Consider the following 24,805-nt stretch of genomic DNA (forward strand, 5'->3'; position numbering starts at 1 on the left):
GCCGCTTATCCTTCGCGCTCTGCAAGCAGCGACAGCGCATTAACGGATGCCACTGCAACAGGGCTGCCGCCCTTCCGGCCGATATTCGTAACGAAAGGCACATCAAGCTTGAGCAGCTCTTCTTTGGATTCCGCCGCAGAAACGAAGCCGACAGGCACGCCGATGATCAGACCCGGCTTCGCCTGGCCTTCCTTGACCAGACGAATCAGTTCCAGCAGCGCCGTCGGCGCATTGCCGATCGCATAGATCGCTCCGTCCGCCTCACGGGCCGCTTTACGGATCGAGATGATCGCCCGCGTCGTATTCAGACGCTTCGCTTCCTCCATAACATCCGGATCCGATATGTATACCCGAACGTCGCCGCCGTACTTTTGAATTCTCGGCTTGCTGATGCCCACCTGCACCATTTGCACATCGGCTACGATCGGCTTGCCGCTTCGGATGGCGTCGATACCGGCGCGGATGGCATCCGGATGGAACACCAGGCTGCGCCCCAATTCAAAATCCGCCGATGCGTGAATGACCCGCTGCACCACCTTGTACTGCTCCTCGGTAAAGGAATGCTCGCCAAGCTCCTCGGTAATCATTGCAAAGCTTTTCTCCTCAATTTCCTGCGGCTGTACCGTCAGCGGTTTAAACTCCGTCCGAAAATCCATAATTTATCGCGCCTCCCGTAACGTGTGATTTAATTCGTCCAGCACTCCGTCAAACTCCGAATACACAACGCCGTAATCCAGCTGCGGGCGTCCGATGACGATTGTATCAATGTTCATTTCCAGCGCTGCCGCAAGCTTTTCCTCGACCGCCCCGATTTTGCCGCTTTCCTTGGTGATGACCGTCGTGACCCCGTAATGCCGATACAGCGCTTGATTCAATTCCTTGGAAAAGGGCCCCTGCATGGCCACAATGTTCTTCTGTTCGATGCCCAGCTGCTCGCACTTTTCCATGTTATCCTTACGGGGCAGCATACGGGCAACCAACGTCGTATCCGGGAGCCCGATCAGCCGCTCGGCAAAAATATGCAGCGTCTTGCTGCCCGTCGTGAGCATAATCACGCCGCGTCTGCTCGCGGCAAGCTCCGCTGCTTGCTCATAGTCGTCCACGAACAAAAGCCGCTGATGCCCTTCATAGGTTCCCCGCTCCCGCTCATAACGGATATACGGCACGCCCGTCTGAAGAGCGGCCGCCATAGCCTGCCGCGAAGCTTCCTCGGCAAACGGATGACTCGCATCCACGACTGTCCGAAACCCGCGGCTGCGGATCAGCTCGGCCATACCGGCTGCGTCAAGCCGGCCGGTTTGCACCGGAATCCCCGCCTCCTCCAGACTTTTCGCGGCACTCTCGGTCACAACCGTAGCAAGCAGTTCATACCCTGCGCCCTTAATGCGCACCGCCAATTCACGCGCATCGCTCGTTCCTGCCAGCATGAGAATCATAAGTACACCTCTTTGCTCTTAACAGTCGGCTTCTGCCGTTCATGTTCATGATCGTGGTCATGGTGGTCGTCATGTTCGTGATTATGATCATGATGGTGGTCGTGATGCTCGTGATTATGATGGTGGTCGTGATCATGGTGATGATGGTGATCCATGTGCTTCGCCGCCTCAAGCCGAAAATGGCACATATCACAGTTCATGCGAACTTCTCCATAGAGCGCCTCGTTGGCCCGCTCCTTCAAAATTTCGCTCAGCTTCGGATGAAAGCCAAAGTAGTCCGCCAAAACGAACGACCGGTCCGGATGCTTTTTAGCAAACTCGCCTTTCATTTGCTCCAAGCGTTTGATCAGCACGCCCGTAAACAGAAAATAAGGCAGCATCACAATCCGTTTGGCGCCGAGCTTCACGCAGCGCTCTACGCCTTCGTCCGCGAGCGGGGCCGTTACCCCAATGAAGGCAGTTTCCACCCATTTCACCTTCAGCCGCTCCCACAATAGCCGCGATATTTATATAAATCGCTGTTGGCGTCCGCATCGCTGCTGCCGCGTCCGATCACAAGCAGCGCCGTATCCTCCGCGTTCTCTTCAAGATCGATCCCCGCTTCTTCCAAGCGTGAAGACAAAATATCAAGCGCCAGCTCATGAACGCCGATCGGCCGGCTGTAAACAAACAGAACGTCCGGATACTTCTGCTTCGCCGCATCTATGGCAGCCGGAATATGCAGCTTCGCATGCCCCGCCGCAAACAGCGTGATCGGCACAACCGCAACCAAGGTCGCTCCCCGGTCTACGCAGGTCTGAATGCCTTGAGCGATCGTAGGTGACTCAAACTCCAAAAAGCACGTTTCCACGATCGGCTCCCCCAGCATTTTTGCCACCGAAGCTACAAAAATGCGTACCTCCTCATTTCCTTCCGGATCCCGGCTGCCGTGCCCTACAAACAATACCGCATTCATGCTCCGTCCCCCTTCTTTACCCATTATTGTCCTTATCGGCCTTATGAATCGCCGCACACCGCATTTTCGATCTGAAAGACCGGCAGATCCTGATGCCGGTACCCTTCCAGCTCCTTCACGCGGCCGAAAAATTTATGGAACCGCTCGTTCGGGTAACCTTCATTGGCGTAACGGGAGACGATCCTCTCCACCGTCTCCACCAACCGCTCCGGCTCGATGCCCTCAGCGACAGGCTGCCCCGGGTGAGCATTTCTTCCGACCGTTTTGCCTCCCAGGAACAGATCGAACTTTTCTCTGCGGTACACGATCCCGATATCCTCCTTCACAGCTCCGTAGCACGCCATACCGCAGCCGTTGAAGCCGATCTTCAGCTCCTTCGGCACGCGCATACCACCCAAGCGGCGATGGAGTTCTTCCATATAAGGCACCGAATCGGCCTTGTCCATGTTGCAGAAATCGCAGGCTTTCAACTGCGCCACATCGCCAATCGGGGCAACGAGCAGCCCTGCGTCCGTTAATCTTGAGGTCACCGCATCGGGATCCGATGTCCGGAGACGCACCAGCATTTGATGATGCGGGGTATATTCCATCGTCCCGTCTTCACCAACGATCTCGGCAAGCAGCGCAAGCTGGGCGGCGGTCAGCCGTTTCTCGGCAAGCCCCGGACTCACGGCAAATTCAAGGATGGCTTCCTGGCGGAATAGGCCTGTGTCAAGGCCGCCGGATTCAGGCCGGGCCAATCCGGAGCTGTGCGCATCGGCAAGCTTCAGTGCTTCCAGTGCCAGCTCATACGCGGATACCGGCTTCTCAGATTTCCCCTCCGCTTTATATTCCGCCGCCGGACCATCCGGCTCCGTCTGTTCCCCCAGAGCCCAGGGCTCCGCTTCTTTCTGCAGCCTTTGATGCGGCTTTAGGGGCTGTACTTCTGATCCGAGCGTATACTTGCGCTGATAGCCGCGCGGTGTCACCATGAGCCCGTCATAAACTACCGTGGTCGAGTTGCCGATAATCACCGTCGTCAGCATCCCGATGTCGTGCTCCAGCATCTCTTCAAGCGTAGTGATGACGATGTCTTCACGCTCGCGGTAAGCGCTCTTGACGATCCCTACCGGCGTCTGCGGCGAGCGATACTTCAGCAGCACCCGCTGCGTTTCCACGATTTGCCTTGTGCGTCTGCCGCTTCGCGGATTATACAGTGCAATGACAAAATCGGCCTGCGCCGCTGCTTCCACGCGCTTGATGATCAGCTCCCATGGCGTCAAATGGTCGCTCAGACTAATCGTGCAGGCATCGTGCATGATAGGCGCCCCAAGCAAGGAAGCCGTCGAGTTGATCGCCGATATGCCGGGAATCACTTCGACATCTACGCCTTGGCCGCGCCGCCAGCCTTTTTCCATCAGCACCTCATAGATCAGCCCGGCCATGCCGTATACACCGGCGTCCCCGCTGGAAATGACAGCCACCCGATGTCCGGCCTCCGCTTGACGAACCGCCTCCTGCGCCCGGCTCACCTCTTCGGTCATCCCCGTGCGCACTACCTGCTGCCCGTTTAACAAACCTCTCACCAAATCTACGTATGTATTGTATCCGATCACAACGTCGCTTTCCTGAATTGCATCTCTCGCTCTCTGGGTCATATGCTCATAGCTGCCCGGTCCAAAACCAATCACAGACAATTTCCCTTTCATACTTCATCCCTCCTTGACTTCCTAAATCAATTGATCAGCATGGTCATACCTTCTATAAGGAATATGCCTAGTCCCTTCGCAAACTGCCTTCAACAATAAAATCTGCTTCCACTAGAGTGATGTTCAGCGCAGTGGCACTCCTTCTGGCAATGAGCCCTCTTTTGGGACTGCTGTTAGACTGATTTTCAGCTCAGCAGCACAACGTGGTCCAATCGCGACCCATACAGCAAGCTCGTGAGGCAGCTCGCAGGAGGTGCCGTACGAATCCCGCAAGCTTCTGCGTCCATCCGGATTCAACGGTATTCTCCTCCGTCCGGTGAAAAAAACTGCTGTCCAACCGATATTCGGCACCCGAACATCGGCGAGCACTGCAAACCGGATGGACTCGCTCCACATGCCAAAAATACAAAAAAGCATCTTCCTCCCGGAAGATGCTTGACGACAATGGATGGGGAACCAGCAGCACGGCTTTATTTTACGCATGGGCTGTCGCCCGTTCGGCTGCGCTCAATAAAGACGGTCGTGCCTGCATGGCTTCTACCGCTCTCGTACACCATCCTATCCGCGTAGGTATCGGGTGACTTCGTTGACAGCCGCCATCACAACATCGGATGGAACGGCCTCAACAGAACAGGCAGGTCTCCTGACTTGCGTCTCAACGCTTTTCCGCAGCCTTCCCATCATTCGACAGTGGCGTCATTCAAGCAGAAAAGCTTCTCGCTTACAGTGGCGGGACCGTGCCGGACTTGCACCGGCTTCCCTTTTAAACCGAGACCGTCTTTACGAACGGAATCGGTACCTGTTCGATAAAATGATGACTATTGCTGATTAGGGTAAAATCGAGTTAATGATAGCATGGTTGTCCGCTTAATGTCCACATCAGTTTTCACTTTTCACGGGACCCCGAAAAGGTTATGATGGAATCGACAGGGCATAAGAAAAGCTTCTGCTAAGAAGCCTGTTCGATGAAGAACCGTTTGTGTGTTAAGATGAAGCTTTTCCGTAATACCGGAATCGTGATCCTCCGGATCGAAGCCGTACATTCTGATATTAATAAAAAAGGAGATCTGCCGCCGATGGATCATCAACAGCTGATCAACTATGGATTGAAGAAAACCGGCGCCGACTTGCGTTATCCGTTTGATCCTGAAACGCCGGTATTGTTCGTCGCCAATAAAATGTTTGCACTTTTCGGCTCATTTCAAGGTACCCCCAGCGTGAACCTGAAGGCCGACCCCGACACCGTATGGCTGACGAGACAAACCTATCCGAAGTCCGTCTACCCCGGCTATCACATGAACAAGCGCCATTGGAATACCGTCCTGCTGGACGGGTCGATCGGCGACAGCGAAATATTGGACATGCTGGACGAATCTTATCAGCTGGTTTGCAGCAAGCTGCCCAAGTCGGAAAAACAGCGCTTGTCTCTCCCGTAAACGATGTTTCAACTTGCGGCTTACCCGTTAAGCGCTCTTGCTATACCATACATCGTAAGCCGTCATTTCACCGTTTGGCATCTCCCATCCACGGCCTCGCCTTTGAGATTCCTCGCTCGTTTTCTTCAAAAGCGGGTTTGAATAGGGCCACCCGTTTTTGTACAATCGGGTACAGGCTGGACAGTTCGAATCACATCCCAAAAGCACTCATCCAAGGAGGAATGTCCATGAAATATCGCAAGCTCGGTGCAACGAATTTGAAGGTTTCCGTCATCGGCGTAGGGACTTGGCAGTTCGGAGGCGAATGGGGCAAGCCTTTCACGCAAGCCGAAGTGGACGGCATTCTCGATCAGGCCAAGGATAGCGGCATCAATCTGATCGATACTGCGGAATGCTACGGCGACCATACGTCCGAGTCGCTGATCGGCAGCTACGTCTCCCGCGGACGCCGGGAAGATTGGGTGATCGCCACCAAGTTTGGCCATCGCTTCCACGCGCATATGGATCGTACACAGCACTGGTCCCCGCAAGAGGTGCTTCAACAGCTGGACGCTTCCTTAAAGGCTCTTCAAACGGATTACATAGACCTGTACCAATTTCATTCGGGAACAGACGAGGCGTTTGATCAGGACGACTTATGGACTATGCTGGACAAACAGGTGCAAGCGGGTAAAATCCGCCATCTCGGAACGTCCATCGGGAGCAACGATAACCTGCATCAAACCGAAGCTTCCTCACGCGTCGGCTCAAAGGTCATTCAAATCGTATATAACCGGCTGGACCGCGCGCCGGAGGAGCGGGTATTTCCTTCCTGCGAGCGGCAGGGGCTTGGCGTATTGGCACGCGTGCCTCTGGCAAGCGGATACTTGAGCGGCAAATATAAGCCGGGAGCTGTGTTTGCCGACAACGACGTCCGGCAGCGGCACGATCCCGAGCAAACGCGCCTCAAGCTTGAAGAGGTCGAACGCATTAAGGAGAAGGAGCTGCCCGCCGGTATGGATATGGCCACTTGGGCATTAGCCTGGTGCCTCAAGCACCCTGCGGTTACTGCCGTCATTCCCGGCTGCAAAAGCCCGGAGCAGGTTATCGCCAACGCCGCAGCGGCAAATTACGTGGGGGACGGCCACCCTCAAAGCTGGAAGCAGCAACCCAATGACCAAGCATAAAATGGTTTTGAGTTAAGAATGCCAAGGACGCGGCAGAAGCACTCCTCACCGGAATTCCGGTCGCTTTTTCACTTGCGGTAGTGCTTTGCCATGTGATAGTCCGTCTGCCGGCCGATTCCACCTGCCGGTAACAGGCGGAATCGATGCCACCCGCCGCGGCTCTTCCGCCCAAGCGGACATCCCGGCAGTCTGGTTCAGGCGCAGCGTAACTTTTACAAAAAAAAATCGCCCCCTCGCCTTAAATGAACTGTGACCCACAATAGGGTCACTTTTTTTCAAAGTGTCCTTCATTAGGGGTCACAGTTCAAAAGTGTGATGGGGGCCGCTTGGTTTACGCCACCATGTTCCTCTTCAGCAAATCGTAAAACTCATCTGCCGGAACCGGTTTGCTGTATATGTACCCTTGAATTTCCCTGCATTTGACCTCCAGCAGAAACGAAAGCTGATCTTCCGTCTCCACCCCTTCCGCAATGACATTCAGGTTCAAGCTTTGCGCCATCGCCATGATCGCCTGAACGATCGCGGCATCATCCGGGTCATCGGTAACATCTCTAACGAATTGCTGTGCGATTTTCAGCTTATCGATGGGAAATTTTTTCAAATAATTCAGTGAGGAAAAGCCTGTCCCGAAATCGTCAATCGAAATACGTACTCCCAGCTCGCGCAACGTATTAAGCTTGTCTACCACTTGGTCCAGCTGATACATCGCTATGCCTTCCGTAATTTCGAGCTCCAGGTATTGCGGCTCCAATCCGCTTTCCTGAAGCGCTTCTAATACAACCTGTACAAAGTCGTCCTGGTAAAATTGGACCGGTGAGATGTTGACTGCCATCTTCAACGGCGGGAACCCCTCAAGCTGCCATGCTTTATTTTGCATACAGGCCGTTCGCAGCACCCACTTCCCGATGGGAATAATCAATCCCGTTTCTTCCGCAAGAGGAATGAAATCACCCGGAGAAATAACGCCGAGCCGCGGATGATTCCATCGAAGAAGAGCCTCCATCCCGTTTAAACGATGATCGAATATATCCACTTGAGGCTGAAAATACAGCACGAATTCATCCTGCTCCAGCGCTTTGTTCATCCACTCCTCCAGAACCAGCTTCTGGATGACCGCATCGTTCATCTCGGCGGTATAAAAGCGGTAGCCGTTCGTACCGTAATCCTTAGCCCTGGACATGGCCGTGGCCGCATTCTTCATCAGCGTAATCGGATCGTCTCCGTCCTGTGGATATCTCGCTATGCCGATACTGCAGCCCACGCGAAGCTCGTGACCGTCAATGGAAAACGGCTTGCTGAACAGATGAACGATCTTTTGCGCAGCCAGCTCGACATCCGAAGACGGCTCCGCCTCCTCAATCGTTACGGTGAACTTGTCTCCCTCCTGCCTCGATACGCTCGCACCGCTGTTTAGTCCGTTCTTCAGTCGTTCCGCCGCTTCCATGAGCAACCGGTCGCCGAACGTGTGTCCGAACGTATCATTGATATTTTTGAACCTATCGAGATTGATGAACAGGACAGCCAGCGTGGATCTGGCTATTCGGGTCGCCTCAATGGAAGCCTCAAGGGATTGCTGGAATTTCTCCCTATTCGGCAGCCCGGTAAGCTGGTCATGAAAGGATAAATCATGTAAACGCCGTTCCGTCGCATCCCTGTTCCGGAGATCGGCAATAACAAAATACAACAAAGGGACCGCCAGCAGCATCGTTCCTGCCGCATCCGCCAAGTGGACTAACCAGCCGTTCCATTCTGCATAGATGTAACGGGTCGCCATCTCCGCACATTCCGCCAGCAGCAGCAAAGTCAATGCGGCATACCAGGCAGCCCTCAGTTGATTTGCTTTTTTCTTTAAAGACAAATAAAGAACCGGCCCGGCAGCAATCAAGATGAATCCGGGCGCGACCCAATCCGCTTGATCATAGGGAAGACCGAGCACTCCTTTTATCGAGATCAGCCCGGCTTGCGTTCCGATCAAAGTAAACCACAGACGCAGAAATGAAGCATGCTGCAGAAACCCGTCCCCTTGCCATGGCCTACTTGTCCCGGACGCTCCCGCAGGACTTCGTAGTTTATGCCTGTTCATCCTCTGCTACCTCCTGAAGGGTATATTTCTATTCTAATTCCCCTGTTTCAAAAGGACAAGAATTTTCAGTCGGGAAGTCCTGCGCATTTGGGCATTTTGTCATATTTAGAGATCAAAATATTCTTATTTCCTTTTCATAGACCGTTTCGTCATCGTTGCTGTCCATGACCCGAACCTCCAACTTCCAGCGTCCGGGATACGGCAGGTAGGCCCCCCGGGCCTTGTAGCTGTGCCTTTTCATACCAAATGATTCTTCAAAGCTCGGATCCTCAAAAGATTCCAGAGGAACCATCAGCGGAGCGATCTCCGGACTGTCGACCGATTGAAGCTTCATAATGACTTGCTTCGGTTTGCCGAGCTTCTCGGGCAGCCACACCTTCGCCGTAAAATCGTTGACTCCCGGAGCGTTGGGACTGATCTGCGCCGTCATGTGTATCTTTTCGCCCATCACATGCCAATTCAGCGGTTCATTCGCAGGAGCCGGCAGTAAATAGGTAAAAACACCGGCAATCCCCAAAATAAGGGACATCAGCAGCACATCCGCACGAATCAGGCGTCCAGTTGTCCGTTCATGATTCCGCCGGTAAAAATAACGGATCAAGGATGCGGTAACGACCACCGCCAGCACCAGCGCCGTCTTGACGATCAGCAGCTTGCCCCAAAGTGTTTCCACGATATAACGGATATCCGGCAGGAATATGAAGGTCATCAGCACCCCCGACGCGATCAGCACCAGAATACTGATCATCGCAGCCATAGAAAAAAAAGGGTACAGCCGCCTTGCTTGCTCCCTCTCATGGCGCCACAGCAGCAATAACGTCAGCAGCCCTCCAACCCAAACGGAAGAAGCGGCAAGATGCATAAAGTCCAATGTCAATGTATCTTTGGCGGGCTGGAAGGCGGCCGCATGCCCCAGCATGCTTTTGGCAACCCAGACGGCAGCAACCCATGCATAGTCCAGCAGAGCATTTCGGTACAGCATGACAAATGAAAGCAGAGCCAGCAAAAGCCCTCCGAGCCATGCATAGCCGATGGTCGTTTGCGAGAACAACCGCAGCAGCGCACCCGCCCCGGCATCGCCGATTAAATCGCCCATATGGGCCCACATGAACAAAATATAAACAATGAGGTAAAACTGCTGCCAGCGCTCTGCGTTTCGGCGCAGCCGATTCTTCGTCTCCAACGGACTGCCCGTCCCGAACCAGCGAAGCCACAGCAGCAATCCCGTAAAGCCCAGCATTGTAACGTAGAAAGCGATACGCGAAGCAAACTGCAGCACATCCTTCACTCCAAAGCGATCGAATGGTCCGCTGTCGTGATAGTGAAGATGCTCCATGTCGGCCCTGATCCCGTCTGCGGGCGCCTGCCCGCTCAGGCTCTCGCCTACGGCGAACAGATACGTTCCGTTCACCGGATGTCCATCCGCTGAAATGACATGATATGTCACCAAATAAGTCCCTTGTCCAAGCTGCGGCAAATCCAGCTTAATTGCTGTTTGATTATCGCTCATCACCGGCCCCTGCTGCGTGACGAGCCGTTTGTCCTTATCATATACCCTTAATTGGTACAGCTCTTTTTCCAACGGTTCATTAAAGGTAAGAACAACCTGTTCAGGAGCTTGTACAAGCTCGCTGCCTGCTGCAGGTACGGCTTCAACCAAGCTGGCATGAGCGTCTGCGCGTGGCGCCCATCCAAGTGCAAAGACCAGCATCCAACATACTATCAAGAAATAAACCGGACGCCGAATCATCCGACTTACGGAAAATTTAAAAAACATGATAAAACCTCCTTCAAGTAGGTCCTCACTAAATGTAGCATAAATGACTCACATAAACCAATTACAAAACAATGAATATGGAATACTCACATATTTGTCGGATATTGTGTGAAATCATACATTGACAATCGGCGCGATAATGAGTTAATCTCATACTATCGCTCATCAAACAACTACATATGGTATTAGCGAACAGCTTTAGCCACGATATATTGTGGGATATTAAAAAGAAAGGCGGTTTGGTTCTGAACCGTACCGCCGATTTAAGCAGGAGCCAGTCGGCCGGATTCGCCATCTTTCGACTCGGAAAACAGCAGGGAAGAACTGCTTTTCCGAGTCGCAGACCTGCCCGCTTCTTTGGCACGATTACCCGATGGCAGACAGGGGTGTGCCTTCCGGGACGCAGCAGGCATGCTTCGTTTGCGGGAACGGCGGCGGCATGCTTTTTACTTGATGAAAGGGAGCTGTTAACATGATTATCGTCAAAAGAGACGGCACGAAGGAAGAACTCGTATTCTCCAAAATGAAAAAAGTCATTGACTTCGCTTGCGAGACATATCCCGATTGTGATCCATTGGAGCTTGAAACCGCCTTGCTGCCGTTATTCCGCAATGAAATTTCGACCAAGGAAATACAGCGTCTGCTGATTCAAGTTGCCGTAGAGAAAACCAGTGTGGAACAGCCTAATTGGCAGTATGTGGCTGCCAAATTATTGACCTATGATTTATATAAAGAAGCGCAGTTAAACCGTAAATACGGCCATTTCGGATATGGCGATCTTTATTCCCTGATCACCTATCTGACACAAATCGGCCTGTACGGCGAGTACATTCTTGAACACTATACTAAAGAAGAGATCCGGGAGCTCGGCAGCTACATCAAACCGGAAAGGGACTATCTGCTAAACTACATCGGTCTGAAGACACTTACGGACCGATACCTGATCAAAGGGCTGAATAAAGAAATCCTGGAGCTGCCGCAGGAGCTGTTCATGGGCGTTGCCATGCATCTGGCCATGAAAGAATCGGACAAGCTTTACTGGGCCAAACGATTCTACGATGTGCTGAGCAATCTGGAAATGACGGTGGCCACCCCAACGCTTGCCAATGCCCGCAAGCCGCTGCATCAGCTGTCCAGCTGCTTTATCGACACGGTGCCGGATAACCTGTGGGGCATCTACAACGTAGACCAAAGCTTCGCGCAAGTATCCAAGCATGGCGGCGGGATGGGAATTTATGTAGGTAAAGTCCGCAGCCGCGGCTCCAACATTCGGGGCTTCAAGGGAGTGGCCGGGGGCGTCATTCCATGGATTAAAAACTACAACAACACAGCGGTTGCTGTCGACCAGCTTGGTGTCCGCTCCGGAGCGGTGGCGATTTATCTGGACGTATGGCATAAAGACATCCTGGACTTCCTGAACCTGAAAACGAACAACGGGGACGACCGGATGAAAGCCCACGATATTTTCCCGGGTGTATGTATTCCCGATTTGTTCATGAAGACGGTGGAGGAACGCGGCAGCTGGTATTTATTCGATCCGCATGAGGTGCGCAAAGTCAAGGGGTACTCCATTGAGGATGCTTACGGTGAGGAGTGGGAACGCCGTTATTGGGAATGCGTGAATGACGACAAAATCTCGAAGGACGAAATTCCGGCGATCGACATCATGAAGCGCATCCTGACGAGCGCTTTTGAGACGGGTACTCCGTTCATGTTCTTCCGCGACACGGTCAACCGGGCCAACCCGAACAAACATAAGGGCATGATTTACTGCTCGAATTTATGTACGGAAATATGCCAGAACATGAGCCCTACGGAATTGATCCAGACGCAGCACGAAGACGGCATCATCACCTCGCAGGTAAAGAGCGGTGATTTCGTCGTTTGCAATCTGTCGTCTACCAACCTGGGCCGCGTGTATACAAAAGAAGACATTGAACGTGTCGTAACAACGCAAATGCGGATGATGGACAACGTCATCGATTTGAACTACTATCCGATCCCTCAGGCGGAAATTACCAACAAAAAATATCGTGCCGTAGGCCTTGGCTCCAGCGGCTACCACCAAATGCTGGCTCAGCTTCAGATTCAGTGGGAATCCGAAGAGCATGTGCAAAAAGCAGACGAAGTTTATGAATGGATGAACTACTATGCCATTAAAGCTTCTATGGAAATCGCCAAGGAAAAAGGCGCGTATCCGGCATTCGAGGGAAGTGAATGGCAGACCGGAGAGTACTTTGAATCGCGCGGCTACAACAGTCCCGAGTGGCTGGAGCTCAAAGAGCAGGTAGCCAAGTACGGCGTTCGCAACGGCTGGATGTTCGCCATCGCGCCGACGGCGTCCACTTCCCTGATCGCCGGTTCGACTGCGGGCATCGATCCGATTTTCAACAAATTTTTCGTTGAGGAGAAGAAAAACGCCGTCGTGCCGCAGACCGCGCCGAACCTGAATCCGGACACGATGTGGTATTACAAGGAAGCGCACCGGATCGACCAGCACTGGAGCATCCGCGCTGCCGGCGTACGCCAACGGCACATCGACCAGTCGCAATCGTTCAATCTGTACATCACGCCGGAGCTGTCCGCTCGCGAATTCCTTGAGCTGTATATGGCAGCCTGGAAGAACGGGCTAAAAACCGTTTACTATGTCCGCAACCAGAGCCTCGAGGTAGAGGACTGCGTTAGCTGCAGCGCCTAATATCAACCACGAAGCTTAATGAACGGATCGCAGGTATGATCATGCCTGGCGATCCTCTATTTGTACACCGCAGGGTGCAGGAGGCATGAATTCGAATGGAACTTCAAAAAAGAAGCTGTTTAACGAGCACGGAGACCGCGATTGGGGCAAGCGCCGGATTATCGGAGGGAATACGACCAACCTGATCGAGCTCAACAATGTGAAATACGACTGGGCAACCAAAATGTACCGCACGATGATGAACAATTTCTGGATCCCGGAGGAAATTCCGCTCGCTCAAGATGCGAAGGATTACAAGTTCCTGTCGCCGGCAGAGCGTCAAAGCTATGATAAAATCATCTCCTTCCTCATCTTCCTGGATTCGCTGCAGACGGCCAATCTGCCGAACATCAACGATTACATAACGGCACCGGAAGTCAATCTGTGCCTCACCGTCCAAACGTTCCAGGAAGCGGTGCACAGCCAAAGCTACTCGTACATTCTCGATAGCGTTTGTTCTGCAGAAGTACGCGACGATATTTATAATCAATGGCGTGAGGACAAGCACTTGCTGCGCCGCAACCGGTTTATTACAGACTTGTACGAGCGGTTTATCGAATCGCCGACAACGGATAATCTGATGCGCACCATCATGGCCAACTACATCCTTGAAGGCATCTACTTCTACAGCGGATTCAGCTTCTTCTATGCGCTCGGCCGTCAAGGAAAAATGCTTGGCACCGTATCGGAAATCAAATATATCCAGCGCGACGAACTGACCCATTTGGCGCTGTTCCAAAACATCTTCCGCGAAATCCGCAAGGAAAATCCGGAGCTGTTTACCGATGAGTTAATCGGCGACCTGCGCAATATGATGCGAACCGCCGTCCAGCACGAGATTGAGTGGGGTCAATACATTACCGATAACAAGATCAACGGCTTGAGCAATGATATCATCGATCTATATATTAAATACCTTTCCAATGAGCGGTTGAAAAACATTGGACTTGAAATTCTGTATCCTGAAGTTGTTGAACATCCGATGAAGTGGGTGGAAAACTTCAGCAATATGAACAGCATCAAAACAGACTTTTTCGAGCAAAAGGTGACCAACTACAGCAAATCGTCAAACCTGAATTGGGACGACCTGTAAGGCCGGCCTTCATTCTCCGAAACAGCAGAAGCCCGGAACGAGCATCTATTCGTTCCGGGCTTCTGCGATTTTCTCAACCGATATTCAAAAGCTCCCTTACCTTAAGCTCCAGTTCCACCATGGAAAAAGGCTTGCGCAGGTAAGCATGGGCTCCAAGCTTCATCTCCCTGCTGGGATCATCCTCTCCGCTTCGTCCGGAGAGAATGAGTATCTTCATTCCGGCCGGCCATGTTCCACGGTCCCTCAATCTTTCCAGCATGCCGTATCCGTCAAGCAGAGGCATCATCCCATCAAGAATACATAAATCCGCAGGCTGACTTAACAATGACTCATAAGCCTTTTCTCCATCTACGGCTTCCGCGAATTCAACAGGCAGATGCTTCAGCTTGGCGACCAGAATCGAACGCAGTATGTTATCGTCGTCGGCAATAAGTATCTTTTTGCGAACCGGAGGAGGAGACGGCATGACTCCCGAATCCTTCTGTGAAGTACCCGGGTGCAGCACAACCCGGTTGCGGCCGCTCTTTTTTGCTGTATACATCCCTTCGTCCGAGGCCGCAATCCACGCTTCCAACGACATCCCCGGTTCCCACTCGCAAACCCCTGCAGAGAAGGTAATGAAGAAAGATTGACCTTCGTTTTGTGCCACGGGTTCCAAACGGGTCCGCGTGAGAATGCTTTCCATCGTTGTCAAAGCATCCTTGCCTGAAGTATTCGGCAGAACGACGACAAATTCTTCACCGCCTAAGCGGGCCAGCAAATCCGTCGAGCGGAGATTGTTCTGCAGCAGATGCGCCAATCCTTGAAGAACCAGATCGCCTGCGCTGTGCCCATAGGTGTCGTTAATGGACTTAAACCGGTCGATATCGATAAATACAAGCGAAATGGGGGCCGGATACCGGTCTATACGCTGCAGTTCCACTTGGATCTGGTGATCGAAAAACCGCCGGTTATAGACCCCGGTGAGCGGGTCCCGAAACGCCATCTGCTCGAATGTCCTTGTCCGTTGAAGCAGGCTGTAGATCCGCGCGCTCAATTCCTCATATTCGAAAGGCTTTATCACATAATCGTCCGCTCCCAAATAAAAGCATCGAACCTTATCGTGCATTTCGTTGCGTCCGGATAAAACGATAAGCGGTGTCCATTTTAAACTCGGATCGTCTTTCATAAATTCAAAAAGCTCATAACCGCTGATCGGATGTATCATCAGCTCGAGCATGACTACATGGTAGGTCCGTTCGCGAAGCATTCTCTTTGCCGTCATGATATCGGCGGCATCGTCCACTTCATACCCGTCTAGCTTCAGCCTGCATACCAAGCCGCTGCGCATCACATCATCGTCGTCGATGACAAGAAGCCGTTGCCCATGCGAAGGGCCGACAGCATGCCGATGCCTATCCTGCTGCCCATTCAGCTCCCGGGAATACATATCGGCCTCCCTTTCCACATTCGGCATCCTTTTTCCCCCTTCCTTTCACTGCCTCTTTTCCCAGGCTAACCGATCCGCATGGCTGCGTTCCACCAGGATTCTCTTTCCATTCTCCGGTTCATCAACCCCATCCGGATGCATGTGGGAATGAATACCCTTTACGCGTCTATTCATTTTCCTTCCATTATATCATTTTCGACAATGATTATATTAAATCATTTGGGACTATTCCATCATTTATGGGTCTATAGAATTATTTTTCGCAATCCTTTAACTATGTTATGATGTAATTATAAGTTCATTTAGAAAAACCTTATAAAATTTTAGGCATCATGACCTATCGGAAGGAATGACAACGCATGAGCTCCGTGGAGCATATCATTAAAAAAGTGTCCAGATACATCACGTTCGGACAGCCGGTTTCTTCCGGATCCTTGGTCAATCAGCGCATTTCGGATCCCCGCATTCCAATGCAGGCTTATTATTTGGCCATTCAATCGAAGAACGAGCAAGAGAACTATTATCATGAAATTTGGCTCAAAAAAGAGGGAGAATTCGCCATCACCGAGGCTTGGTATCGCGAGAACAACGTGACGAGAAAGCTGCTGAAGGATCATTTATCATACGATCAGTTAAAAAACTCCATCGGCGATGAAGAGGCCAATCATATCCTCATGCGGATGACCGAAATCATCGAGAAGTCGGAAGACGGCTGGGGGCCCTATTCCAGAAGGACATAATGTGGATTTTACAAGCTTAATCGACATCGGTTGGGCTTTTTTGTTTTTCCCGGATATGCTTCCTCCAAGATCCTCTGCTAATCAGACGGCAATTCCGTGAATCCGTCCAGACATAAACCCAGCCCTCCCTTTCGCCGTTCAGCATATCCCGAATCCACACCCTTTCATAGTCGTTCACTTTCCCCGGACCATAGTATTCCTCCAGCTCATCCATGCGTTCCAGCCCTTCCTTTGTGACCATAAGCCATTGGCCTTCCACAAGAGATTCCCCGTGCTCCCCGGACAGCACAAGGGCGGGATACGAACCGGCATCGTACAATAAACCTTGCACTGCTCCGGACTGTACCGACAATACATAGGGAGCAACGACATGGTGGTTCGCCTCCCCGACAAGCAGCGTTCCATAAACAAATACAGGTATCACGGCCCTGCCTCCTTTCCCGGTCATGGATGCCCTTATCATATCATAATCTGGGACAGATCTGCGCCAGCCGGAGACAAACAAAGATTTGCCCGGATCCCATTCCCGTGGCATTTCGTTCAGCCCCGCATAAACTGAATACAAGCCGCTGGAACCTGTGGAAGGAGGGAGCATTTTGCTTAGTGCCGAAGATGCTAACAAAATCATCCGCTTTTTGTCAGCCGCCTATTTTTGTACTGACTCCGCGGAAGCCCGAGCGGAATTCAACCGTCTGGCCAACGAACTTCGTAAAGCGTCGGGACAACCGCCGCAGTAAAAAATCAAGGGGCTGTCTCAAAAGTGAACTGCACCCCGTCAAGTAGACAGTACAAAAATAAAAATGGTTAAGCGGCCTTAGTTCTGAATTCCATAGGACTGAGGCCGTTTAGTTTTGTCTGCAATCTTTCATAATTGTAAAAGTGAATGTAATCATCAATGTCCTTTTTGAGATTCTCAAAGGTGTCGTAGGTACGTAAATAATACTTCTCGCATTTCAGCGTCCCCCAAAAGGATTCCATCGGACCATTATCGATACATCGTCCAACTCGGGACATGCTCTGGGTAAGGTTGTTGTCGTCCAAAAGCGACTTAAAGCCGAGAGAGGTATACTGAAACCCTCGGTCACTATGAAGCATTGGCGTGCCCCCTGGCGCGGCTTGCAAGGCCAGTTTCAACGTCTGGAATACGAGTGGATTGTTATTGGAATTCCCTAAAACATAAGAAACTATCGCTTTATCATGAAGATCGAGAATGGCGCTTAAGTATGCCTTCTGGCCATTGCCGTATTTGAATTCCGTTACATCGGTTAACCACTTCTCGTTCGGCGCTTCCGCTTGAAACTTGCGATTCAACAAGTTCTCGGCAACCTGCTGTGGAGTAGATCGCACATATCTCTTTCTTTTCCTGCGAATGACTGACTGGATTCCCTTTAGCTTCATAAGGCGCTGAACACGCTTATGGTTAACCGGCTTCTCAATCTGACGACGCATATGTAGGGTGAGTTGACGGTAACCAAAGGTACCTTCAACCTTCTCATACAGTGACATCATGATATCCATCAGTTGTTCGTTCTCCAACTCGCGGGAACTGGGTTTGCGATTTAGCCATTTGTAATAGCTTGACCGCGGAATCCCTGCAATGCTGCATAGAAGTTGCAGGCTAAACCCTTCTTCTTGCTGGAGCGCTTGAATGGTGCGGTAGACGTTCTCCTGGCGATGTTGACTTAGGGACGCCTCCTTTCGAATTCCTGCAACTTTTTTAGGAATGCATTCTCCGCCCTCAGCCGCTCGTTCTCATACTCCAGCTTTTTCACGGCAAGCTTGTTGCGATCCGCCTCGGTTAACTCTTCAGGCGCCTTCGTTCTCCCCCGACCGTCTCGCAATGCTTCTTGACCGCCTGCTTCGTACTTCTTAACCCAGCCATACACTTGCTGATAAGAAACCTGAAATTGCTTCACTGCCTTCCCGTAGTCCTGCTGATGAGCCAGACAATAAAGTACGATTTCAATCCGTTCCTGCCACGTAGTAGAGCGTCCCTTCGTCATAGCCGTCTTTCCCCCCGTATAGGCTTTTAAGTTGCTATGACCATTATACTTCTTAATCCATCTGGCGAGTTGATTTCGGCTGGCTATTTTGTATTTGTCGATCACTTGATATTGCGACAATCCCCCGTACAGGTAATCTTTAACCGCTTGAAGCTTAAGATCAGCGGAATAACTACTATTGCGGGTTCGGATCTCTAATCCTTCGTAGCCATACACCCGATAACGACGCCGCCATTTCGCTAAGGTGGTTTTCGAAATGCCGAACTTTTTAACCGCAGCCTTAACGCCGATTCGACCACTTTCGATCTCCTGGAGAATGGCAAATTTCTCTGCGGCAGTACATTCTGATTTAGACATGAAAATGCTCCCCCTACAGAAACAGGTTTTATTATTTCACCTGTCTACCGTAGGGGGAGCATATCAAAGTAAGTCTGCTCACCTGACGGACAGCCAGCTTGATAAGAGAAAAGCATATCAAAATGAAAAAATGGCGGTGCAAAGGGGTTACCCCTGCATCGCCATTTCTTGCTTCCGGTCTATTGCAAATTGATGGGCAAGCGAAAGCCATCCGGTATCCAGGCTCACCTATGGCAGGCCTCGAAGCAGAAAACGTCGGTATTTTGTCTAAATACACTTTCTGGCTCGATCATTCGCCGAACCGACAACGCATAGCCTTCCTCGCTTCGAAGTTGCTCCCTTGCTTGCTGTTTATAGCGCATCTGCCTCAGACAGCGTTATCCGCAGGTTATAGCTGACAAGCGCCTAAATCCCATAGGGGCGGACGGCGACGCCCGCGTGCTGCAGGCGCTCCTTGATCAGCGTGGCTAACGCCAGGGCTTCCGGCCCGTCCCCATGGATGCAAAGGGTGTCTGCTGCAAGGGCTACTTCGTCCCCTTGCAGTGACTTTACCTTTCCTTCACAGACCATCCGAACCGCTTGGTCCGCGGCCTGCCGGGCATCGCGAATCACGGCTTCAGGGTCGGTCCTTGGGGTCAGCGTCCCATCCGCCCGGTAGGTCCGGTCTGCGAACGCTTCGGACGCCGCCCTCAGACCGATGGACTCCGCCGCTCGAATCAGCTCGCTGCCTGCCAGACCAAACAAAATAAGCTCCGGATCTAAACGATAAACCGCCTTGGCGATGGACTCCGCCAGCGGACGCTGTACAGCCGCCATATTGTATAAAGCGCCATGCGGCTTTACATGGCGCATCCGTCCTCCCTCGGCACGGACAAACCCCTGCAGCGCACCGGCTTGATACAGCACCAGATCATACGCTTCCTCGGGTGTGATCTGCATTGCTCTGCGTCCAAATCCCATCAGGTCGGGCAGTCCCGGATGCGCGCCGACCTCCACGCCATGTTCCAAACAAAGCTTTACCGTACGCCGCATAACCGCCGGATCGCCTGCATGAAAACCGCAAGCAATATTAGCCGACGTCACTACCTTCGCGAGCTCCTCATCGTGCCCGATCCGATAGGCTCCGAAGCTTTCTCCCATATCTCCATTCAAGTCGATGAATAACTGCTTCGTGGTCATGAACGATTCCCCCTTCGCCTAACTTCAAGCCCAATCCAAAAAAAACGGGAAGAAAGCCAAAAGCGTCCACTTTTGGCTTGTTCCGCGTGCTGTGCTGTTATAATTCCCCGCTCAATGTCTCGTGGTCGCCGCTTCCTGCCGGTCTGCTGCAAGTCCTCTCGTTTTTACGATAATTTTACGGATGCTGTCTTCCGAGAGATGGAATTGACGAATCAGCTCCGTCACGGAGTGACCGCTTTCATATAATCGGAAAATTTCATGATTTCTGCGCTGGATCGATTGCCGGGCGCCGTTGTTTTCACCCCAGCCCGCACGGGTTTGTTCTTTTTTCGGTATATACACGATCTCGCCCTGTATGTACTCCTGCAGCTGCTTCAGCAGCACGGGCGGCAAAATGTCTTTTCCGTTCTTGTACCCCACCGATGAAAGCCTCCTTTCGCGCCGTGATGGCCATAGCCTCGAAAGTCGTTAGCATGTTCATCTTCACACCTCCATCGGGTTTTGCTCTCGCAAAACGATCATTTCAGCACAAGGGCATAAAATAAAGAAAAACACGATAGCCCTATCGTGCCTGAATGCCTTTAATATGTCATGTATCATGCAATGACGATCAGGTGACGGTGTTGGAGAAAATGCCTATTCATTTGTCGGCAAACCCTTTTCCGCTGGTCCATGCAAATGTGTTTACAAACATCGAATGACACTCCCTTCACCTGAGTTAGATTGATGATACGCATTATGCTCCACATTATAAACCATGCTTTGCTTGAAGTCCATTGGCGAATCGGATAAGAAGGGGCCCGAAGGCCCCTTCCGACAACTTGGGCTCCCCGCTTTACGCGGAGATCACCCCGGTTAACGTAATCATGTTCACGATCACTCCTTTCCCTTAGCGTCAGCCGGCCGGCTACATGTACTATTTACTCATATGTCACGGCTTGCCGCAAGATGAAAGAATGATTATAACGATTTTATCCTTGCTTCCACGGCCGCAGCCAGCTGACGAAACGCAAGCTCGCGGAGAATGTACAGCGCCTGCGCTTCCGGCGCCGTGATCTCGGTGAAGCGCAGCCTGCTGCCTGGACGCGCCTGTGCGACAAGCGGCAGATCGACGGCAGCGACCTGCGCAATGCGCGGATAGCCGCCGGTCGTCTGCACATCGGCGAGCAGCACGATCGGCTGTCCGTCCGGAGGCACCTGAATGGTGCCCGGTGTGACAGCCTCGGAGATCATTTCGAGCGGAGAGATTAAGGCGAGCCGCTCTCCGTCCAGTCGGCAGCCCATGCGGTCCGACTGCGCAGTCACGCGATAGGGGGCGGAAAAGAAAGCTTCGAGGCTGCGGGCCTCGAAGCTTTCGGCCTCGCGCCCGCGTACCGCGCGGATCGCCGGATGCTCCGCATACGGCGGACGCGCCTCGCGCGCGAGCGCCCACGGTGCGGGCGAGAGCGCCGCCCCGGGCGCAGCCGCAGCCGCGAGACGGGCGTGGAGCGCGGCGGCCGGGGCCGGAGGCGGGCCCACAGGCAAGCGGTCGCCCGCCTGCAGGGGCCGGCCGGCCAGACCGCCGAACCGCGCCGGCACGTAGGTGCTGCGGCTGCCGAGCACGGCGGGCACGGCGAAGCCGCCCGCCACAGCGAGGTACGCGCGCACGCCCGAGCGCGCGGAGCCAAAGCGCAGCACCGTACCGCTGCGCACAAGCACCGGCCGCCAGCCGGGCAGCGGCGGCCCGCCTTCCGCGTGCGCGTCCATCTCCGCGCCGCAGAAGGCCACGACCGCCTCCTGCTCAAAGCGCAGTACCGCGCCCGTCAAGGTCATTTCCAGCACCGCTGCCCCCGGCGCGTTGGCCACGAGCGCATTCGCCGTTCGGAAGGCGAACGGATCGACGGCGCCGGCCGTCACGACGCCGATGCCGCGGCGGCCGAATCTTCCGGCGTCCTGCACCGTCGTGAGCATACCCGGCTTTTCCACCACCATGCTCATGCGTCTCTCCCTCCGATCCTTTCCGAACTGCTTGCATCCCGCTGCAGTTCCCGCTCCAGCTCCTCGTACCGCTCAGGGGTCAGCGGCTCAAAACGTACCCTGTCTCCCGGCTGCAGAAGACTGGGACGTTCGCGGTGAGGATCGAACAGCGTCTCCGGCGTTCGGCCGATGATCCGCCATCCGCCCGGCGACGCGAACGGATACACTCCTGTCTGCGTTCCGGCAATGCCGACCGAACCGGCAGGCACGTACGGACGCGGCCTGTCGAGACGGGGACAGCATAAACGGTCCGGAAGTCCCCCGAGATAAGCAAAACCGGGCATAAATCCGATCAGATACACCGTATAGGTATGGGAACAAAACAGCTCGATCGTGCGCTCCTCCGTCAACCCGGCTTGAGCCGCGACCTCCCCGAGATCCATGCCAAAGACACCTCCAAAGCATGCGGGGATCACAACGGGATTGCCGTCAAGTTCACCCGCATTTTCTTCCGATAAGCCAACCAGACGGCGATGAATCCATTCACAAACCTGATCATAGGGGGAAGTTTCCTGGCTGCCGTTCAACCCGGAACGATTCCCTTCCAGCCCCTCTTTATACACAAGCCAGGAGTCGTAATATACCGTCACCGTCGTATAAGCCCTTACCCACTCCACCACGGCTGCCGGCGGATGCTCGGCTAATCTGCGTACCGTACCGTCCACCAGCTTCCGATTCCGCTCCGAGACAACGCCTTTCCAGCGAATGACTACCGCCTGCTCACCAAGCGGGTACAACTCATAGGCACCATGATCACGGATCTGCATCTGTTCAAAACCCCTTTTGCGCGGCCAAGCACCGCAAGCCTGCGTCCATGCGAGTGCCCCGTGACGGTCTTTTCGCAAGTCCCAGCCCGTGACGGCCGCTCTTATATACATGGAATCGTGGCCAATCGTTCTAAGGCCGCTCCTCAAATCATACTATAAAAGCGGTCATTTCGAAAAACGGTTTCGACCGCCCCGCCGAACAAAAAAAACCGGAGAAAGTCATTCCTCCAGTCTCACCCGTCAGCCGGACCTTCCGCTGTTTTGGGCCGTGCCATCTTCGCCTGCAATCCATACAGCGGGACTAATCCCACACCACTTCCCAGTTCCGGTTAAGCGTCGCCTCGATCGTACCGCGTTCCATGATATAACCGGCAAGCAGCTCGGCCATGTCCGTCGGAATGTCCTTGATCACGGGCTTGCCTTGGAACATCAAATAATTTCCGCCTCCGCCGGCGCGGTAATTATTCATGACCACGTCATATTCCGCCAAAGGATCGACCGGACGCCCTTGATAGTTCAACTTCACCACCCGTTCCCCGACCGGACGTGAAATGTTAATCCGGTATTCAATGCCCTCCCACATATCGTAGTTATAATGCTGCGGCTTCGGATCGCTAAAATCGGGACTTACTTTGATCGGACCGTTTCCGTCATACCGCTCAAAATAGGATGCGGACCGCTCCAATGCATCCTTGATATCCTGTCCCGTAACCCTGATCACCTGCAGTGTATTGGGATATATGTAATTCGTCACAATATCGCGCATCGTAATTTGCTCGGGAAAGCCCGGCGAAACGTTGTCGAACAGCGCCGTATTGGAAATCGGAGCTCCGGACAGCTCCATCTGCACTTTGTTGATAAATTCGATCAGCGGATGCTCCTGGAGCCTCACCTGCATCGGATCGGTGATCCGCATATCTCCGATTAAACGTCCGATCGGCTGATCCAGCCAGATTTGCGTCTGTTCTTCGTGAGGCCGCATAAGCGAAAGAACCGTTCGATCCGGCTCAACGCCCTTAGCGGACAGGAGCTCGGAATATTTGGATGTGATCCGATAACGGCCGTCCGTTTTGCGAAGGGTCAGCTGGACTTTGCCAAGGCATGCTCCGGCATAGCCCGGCTGAACAATCGGAACGCCGCCGATTTCTTTACCGGCAAGCATTCGATGCTGATGGCCCGTAAGGAGCACGTCGATACCTTCCACCTCGCAGCAAAGCGCATAGCCCTGATTTTCTCCCGTCAACGGCTCCGCAATCTCCCCCGTGTCCAGATGCCGTTCGAATCCCCCATGATAGGAGACGATGACCACGTCCGCCCTTTCCGTTTCCCGCAAATAGCGAACCCACCGTCTGCCCGTATCCACAGCGTCATCGAAACGCAATCCCGCGATATGCTCCGCTTTTTCCCAATTGGGGATGTACTGCGTCGTTAATCCAAGAACGGCTACCTTGCAATCGCCGCCGTATGTTTTTATGAGATAGGGCTTTCCGAAATACGGCTCCCCCGTCGAAGCATTCACGATATTAGCGCTCAGCCAAGGAAATCTCGATTCCGATACCGCCTTATTCAACAGTTCGATTCCGTAGTTGAATTCGTGGTTGCCGATGACTCCCGCGTCGTAGCCAAGCTCGTTTAAGGCTTGGATCATCGGATTCGGCTGCTCCCTGTTCAGCTTCGCATGATGGTACGCCAGCGGCGTGCCCTGTATTAAATCGCCATTATCGATGACCAGCACGGCAGCTTCCTTGCGCCGTTCTTCTTTGATCAACGCAGCGATTTTGGCAAAACCCGACTCGGTCGGATCATTGTTTGCATATTGAATGGGCAGCATATTTCCATGAATGTCGCTGGTTTCCAATATAGTGATGGTTAGACAGGTGGACATCCTCGTATCAACTCCAATATTCGTTGGCTGAGACCCACTATATCAAATTTGTGGAAAA

At 53.0% G+C, this 24,805-nt stretch carries 20 protein-coding genes, 2 pseudogenes and 1 riboswitch; of the genes and pseudogenes, 7 read left to right on the forward strand and 15 right to left on the reverse strand.

What is annotated here, in order from left to right:
* Window positions 1-5 precede the first annotated feature (5 nt).
* The 4 genes and pseudogenes from EXW96_RS24955 to cobJ form a co-directional block, all read right to left on the reverse strand.
* Window positions 6-656, reverse strand: coding sequence for a precorrin-8X methylmutase (locus EXW96_RS24955; RefSeq protein ID WP_174351683.1), 651 nt, complete (start codon window positions 654-656; stop codon window positions 6-8).
* Window positions 657-659: 3 nt separating this feature from the next.
* On the reverse strand, window positions 660-1,436 hold the full coding sequence (gene cobK, locus EXW96_RS24960; protein WP_054818665.1) for a precorrin-6A reductase: 777 nt from the start codon (window positions 1,434-1,436) through the stop codon (window positions 660-662).
* Window positions 1,433-2,391 (reverse strand): annotated as a pseudogene (locus EXW96_RS27025) (sirohydrochlorin chelatase). Before EXW96_RS27025 ends, cobK begins: the two are co-directional and overlap by 4 nt.
* Before the next feature lie 41 nt (window positions 2,392-2,432).
* Window positions 2,433-4,079 carry a precorrin-3B C(17)-methyltransferase gene (cobJ, locus tag EXW96_RS24975; protein ID WP_174351685.1) on the reverse strand — a complete coding sequence of 549 codons (1,647 nt, stop codon included), beginning with the start codon at window positions 4,077-4,079 and terminating at the stop codon, window positions 2,433-2,435.
* Window positions 4,080-4,510: 431 nt separating this feature from the next.
* On the opposite strand from cobJ, the gene EXW96_RS24980 reads away from it, so the two are divergent.
* The 3 genes from EXW96_RS24980 to EXW96_RS24990 all read left to right on the forward strand — a co-directional run bounded on the left by EXW96_RS24980 (window position 4,511) and on the right by EXW96_RS24990 (window position 6,681).
* Complete coding sequence (locus tag EXW96_RS24980) at window positions 4,511-4,660, forward strand: hypothetical protein (RefSeq protein ID WP_174351686.1); 150 nt, start codon at window positions 4,511-4,513, stop codon at window positions 4,658-4,660.
* A gap of 35 nt (window positions 4,661-4,695) precedes the next feature.
* A riboswitch (cobalamin riboswitch) is annotated at window positions 4,696-4,897 on the reverse strand.
* Between the two features lie 258 nt (window positions 4,898-5,155).
* Window positions 5,156-5,515, forward strand: coding sequence for an MmcQ/YjbR family DNA-binding protein (locus EXW96_RS24985; protein WP_074728870.1), 360 nt, complete (start codon window positions 5,156-5,158; stop codon window positions 5,513-5,515).
* Between the two features lie 227 nt (window positions 5,516-5,742).
* On the forward strand, window positions 5,743-6,681 hold the full coding sequence (locus EXW96_RS24990; protein ID WP_137671148.1) for an aldo/keto reductase: 939 nt from the start codon (window positions 5,743-5,745) through the stop codon (window positions 6,679-6,681).
* Window positions 6,682-7,012: 331 nt separating this feature from the next.
* Here the strand turns inward: EXW96_RS24990 and EXW96_RS24995 are convergent, their stop codons facing one another.
* Window positions 7,013-8,764, reverse strand: coding sequence for a putative bifunctional diguanylate cyclase/phosphodiesterase (locus tag EXW96_RS24995; RefSeq protein WP_174351687.1), 1,752 nt, complete (start codon window positions 8,762-8,764; stop codon window positions 7,013-7,015).
* A 112-nt stretch (window positions 8,765-8,876) separates the two neighbouring features.
* Complete coding sequence (locus EXW96_RS25000) at window positions 8,877-10,541, reverse strand: copper resistance CopC/CopD family protein (protein ID WP_074728817.1); 1,665 nt, start codon at window positions 10,539-10,541, stop codon at window positions 8,877-8,879.
* Between the two features lie 472 nt (window positions 10,542-11,013).
* On the opposite strand from EXW96_RS25000, the gene EXW96_RS25005 reads away from it, so the two are divergent.
* Both EXW96_RS25005 and EXW96_RS25010 read left to right on the forward strand, forming a co-directional pair.
* Window positions 11,014-13,239 (forward strand): ribonucleoside-diphosphate reductase subunit alpha, encoded by a 2,226-nt coding sequence (locus EXW96_RS25005; RefSeq protein ID WP_062409460.1) that lies wholly within the window; start codon window positions 11,014-11,016, stop codon window positions 13,237-13,239.
* Window positions 13,240-13,324: 85 nt separating this feature from the next.
* Window positions 13,325-14,371: a ribonucleotide-diphosphate reductase subunit beta gene (locus EXW96_RS25010; RefSeq protein WP_174351688.1), complete on the forward strand. Its 1,047-nt coding sequence runs from the start codon at window positions 13,325-13,327 to the stop codon at window positions 14,369-14,371.
* A gap of 73 nt (window positions 14,372-14,444) precedes the next feature.
* Here the strand turns inward: EXW96_RS25010 and EXW96_RS25015 are convergent, their stop codons facing one another.
* The gene (locus EXW96_RS25015) at window positions 14,445-15,827 is read right to left on the reverse strand and encodes a GGDEF domain-containing response regulator (protein WP_174351689.1); all 1,383 of its coding nucleotides are present in this window, start codon (window positions 15,825-15,827) and stop codon (window positions 14,445-14,447) included.
* Between the two features lie 332 nt (window positions 15,828-16,159).
* Here EXW96_RS25015 and EXW96_RS25020 point away from each other — a divergent pair, with 332 nt between their 5' ends.
* Window positions 16,160-16,540 carry a hypothetical protein gene (locus EXW96_RS25020; protein WP_054818655.1) on the forward strand — a complete coding sequence of 127 codons (381 nt, stop codon included), beginning with the start codon at window positions 16,160-16,162 and terminating at the stop codon, window positions 16,538-16,540.
* Between the two features lie 16 nt (window positions 16,541-16,556).
* On the opposite strand, the gene EXW96_RS25025 is transcribed toward EXW96_RS25020, so the two are convergent.
* Window positions 16,557-16,964, reverse strand: a complete 408-nt coding sequence (locus tag EXW96_RS25025) for a gamma-glutamylcyclotransferase family protein (RefSeq protein ID WP_062411013.1) — start codon at window positions 16,962-16,964, stop codon at window positions 16,557-16,559.
* A 172-nt stretch (window positions 16,965-17,136) separates the two neighbouring features.
* Between EXW96_RS25025 and EXW96_RS25030 the strand changes: the two genes are divergently transcribed.
* Window positions 17,137-17,277, forward strand: coding sequence for a hypothetical protein (locus EXW96_RS25030; RefSeq protein WP_054818654.1), 141 nt, complete (start codon window positions 17,137-17,139; stop codon window positions 17,275-17,277).
* A 67-nt stretch (window positions 17,278-17,344) separates the two neighbouring features.
* On the opposite strand, the gene EXW96_RS25035 is transcribed toward EXW96_RS25030, so the two are convergent.
* The 7 genes and pseudogenes from EXW96_RS25035 to EXW96_RS25060 all read right to left on the reverse strand — a co-directional run bounded on the left by EXW96_RS25035 (window position 17,345) and on the right by EXW96_RS25060 (window position 24,747).
* Window positions 17,345-18,900 (reverse strand): IS3 family transposase gene (locus EXW96_RS25035; protein WP_174351690.1). Its coding sequence is split into 2 segments (ribosomal slippage): window positions 17,345-18,249 and window positions 18,249-18,900, totalling 1,557 coding nucleotides; the frame shifts between segments, so codons are not numbered across the junction.
* A gap of 147 nt (window positions 18,901-19,047) precedes the next feature.
* Window positions 19,048-19,271 (reverse strand): annotated as a pseudogene (locus tag EXW96_RS28805) (transposase); the annotation flags it as partial.
* A gap of 34 nt (window positions 19,272-19,305) precedes the next feature.
* On the reverse strand, window positions 19,306-20,079 hold the full coding sequence (locus EXW96_RS25040; RefSeq protein WP_062409463.1) for a LamB/YcsF family protein: 774 nt from the start codon (window positions 20,077-20,079) through the stop codon (window positions 19,306-19,308).
* A 111-nt stretch (window positions 20,080-20,190) separates the two neighbouring features.
* Window positions 20,191-20,499 (reverse strand): CD3324 family protein, encoded by a 309-nt coding sequence (locus tag EXW96_RS25045; protein ID WP_054818653.1) that lies wholly within the window; start codon window positions 20,497-20,499, stop codon window positions 20,191-20,193.
* 540 nt (window positions 20,500-21,039) lie between these two features.
* Complete coding sequence (locus EXW96_RS25050) at window positions 21,040-22,056, reverse strand: 5-oxoprolinase subunit C family protein (RefSeq protein WP_174351691.1); 1,017 nt, start codon at window positions 22,054-22,056, stop codon at window positions 21,040-21,042.
* The gene (gene pxpB / locus EXW96_RS25055) at window positions 22,053-22,862 is read right to left on the reverse strand and encodes a 5-oxoprolinase subunit PxpB (RefSeq protein ID WP_074728868.1); all 810 of its coding nucleotides are present in this window, start codon (window positions 22,860-22,862) and stop codon (window positions 22,053-22,055) included. Before pxpB ends, EXW96_RS25050 begins: the two co-directional genes overlap by 4 nt.
* Before the next feature lie 301 nt (window positions 22,863-23,163).
* Window positions 23,164-24,747: a bifunctional metallophosphatase/5'-nucleotidase gene (locus EXW96_RS25060; protein ID WP_062409465.1), complete on the reverse strand. Its 1,584-nt coding sequence runs from the start codon at window positions 24,745-24,747 to the stop codon at window positions 23,164-23,166.
* Window positions 24,748-24,805 lie beyond the last annotated feature (58 nt).

Source organism: Paenibacillus sp. JMULE4 (genome assembly GCF_013337105.1).
GTDB classification, from domain to species: domain Bacteria; phylum Bacillota; class Bacilli; order Paenibacillales; family NBRC-103111; genus Paenibacillus_G; species Paenibacillus_G naphthalenovorans.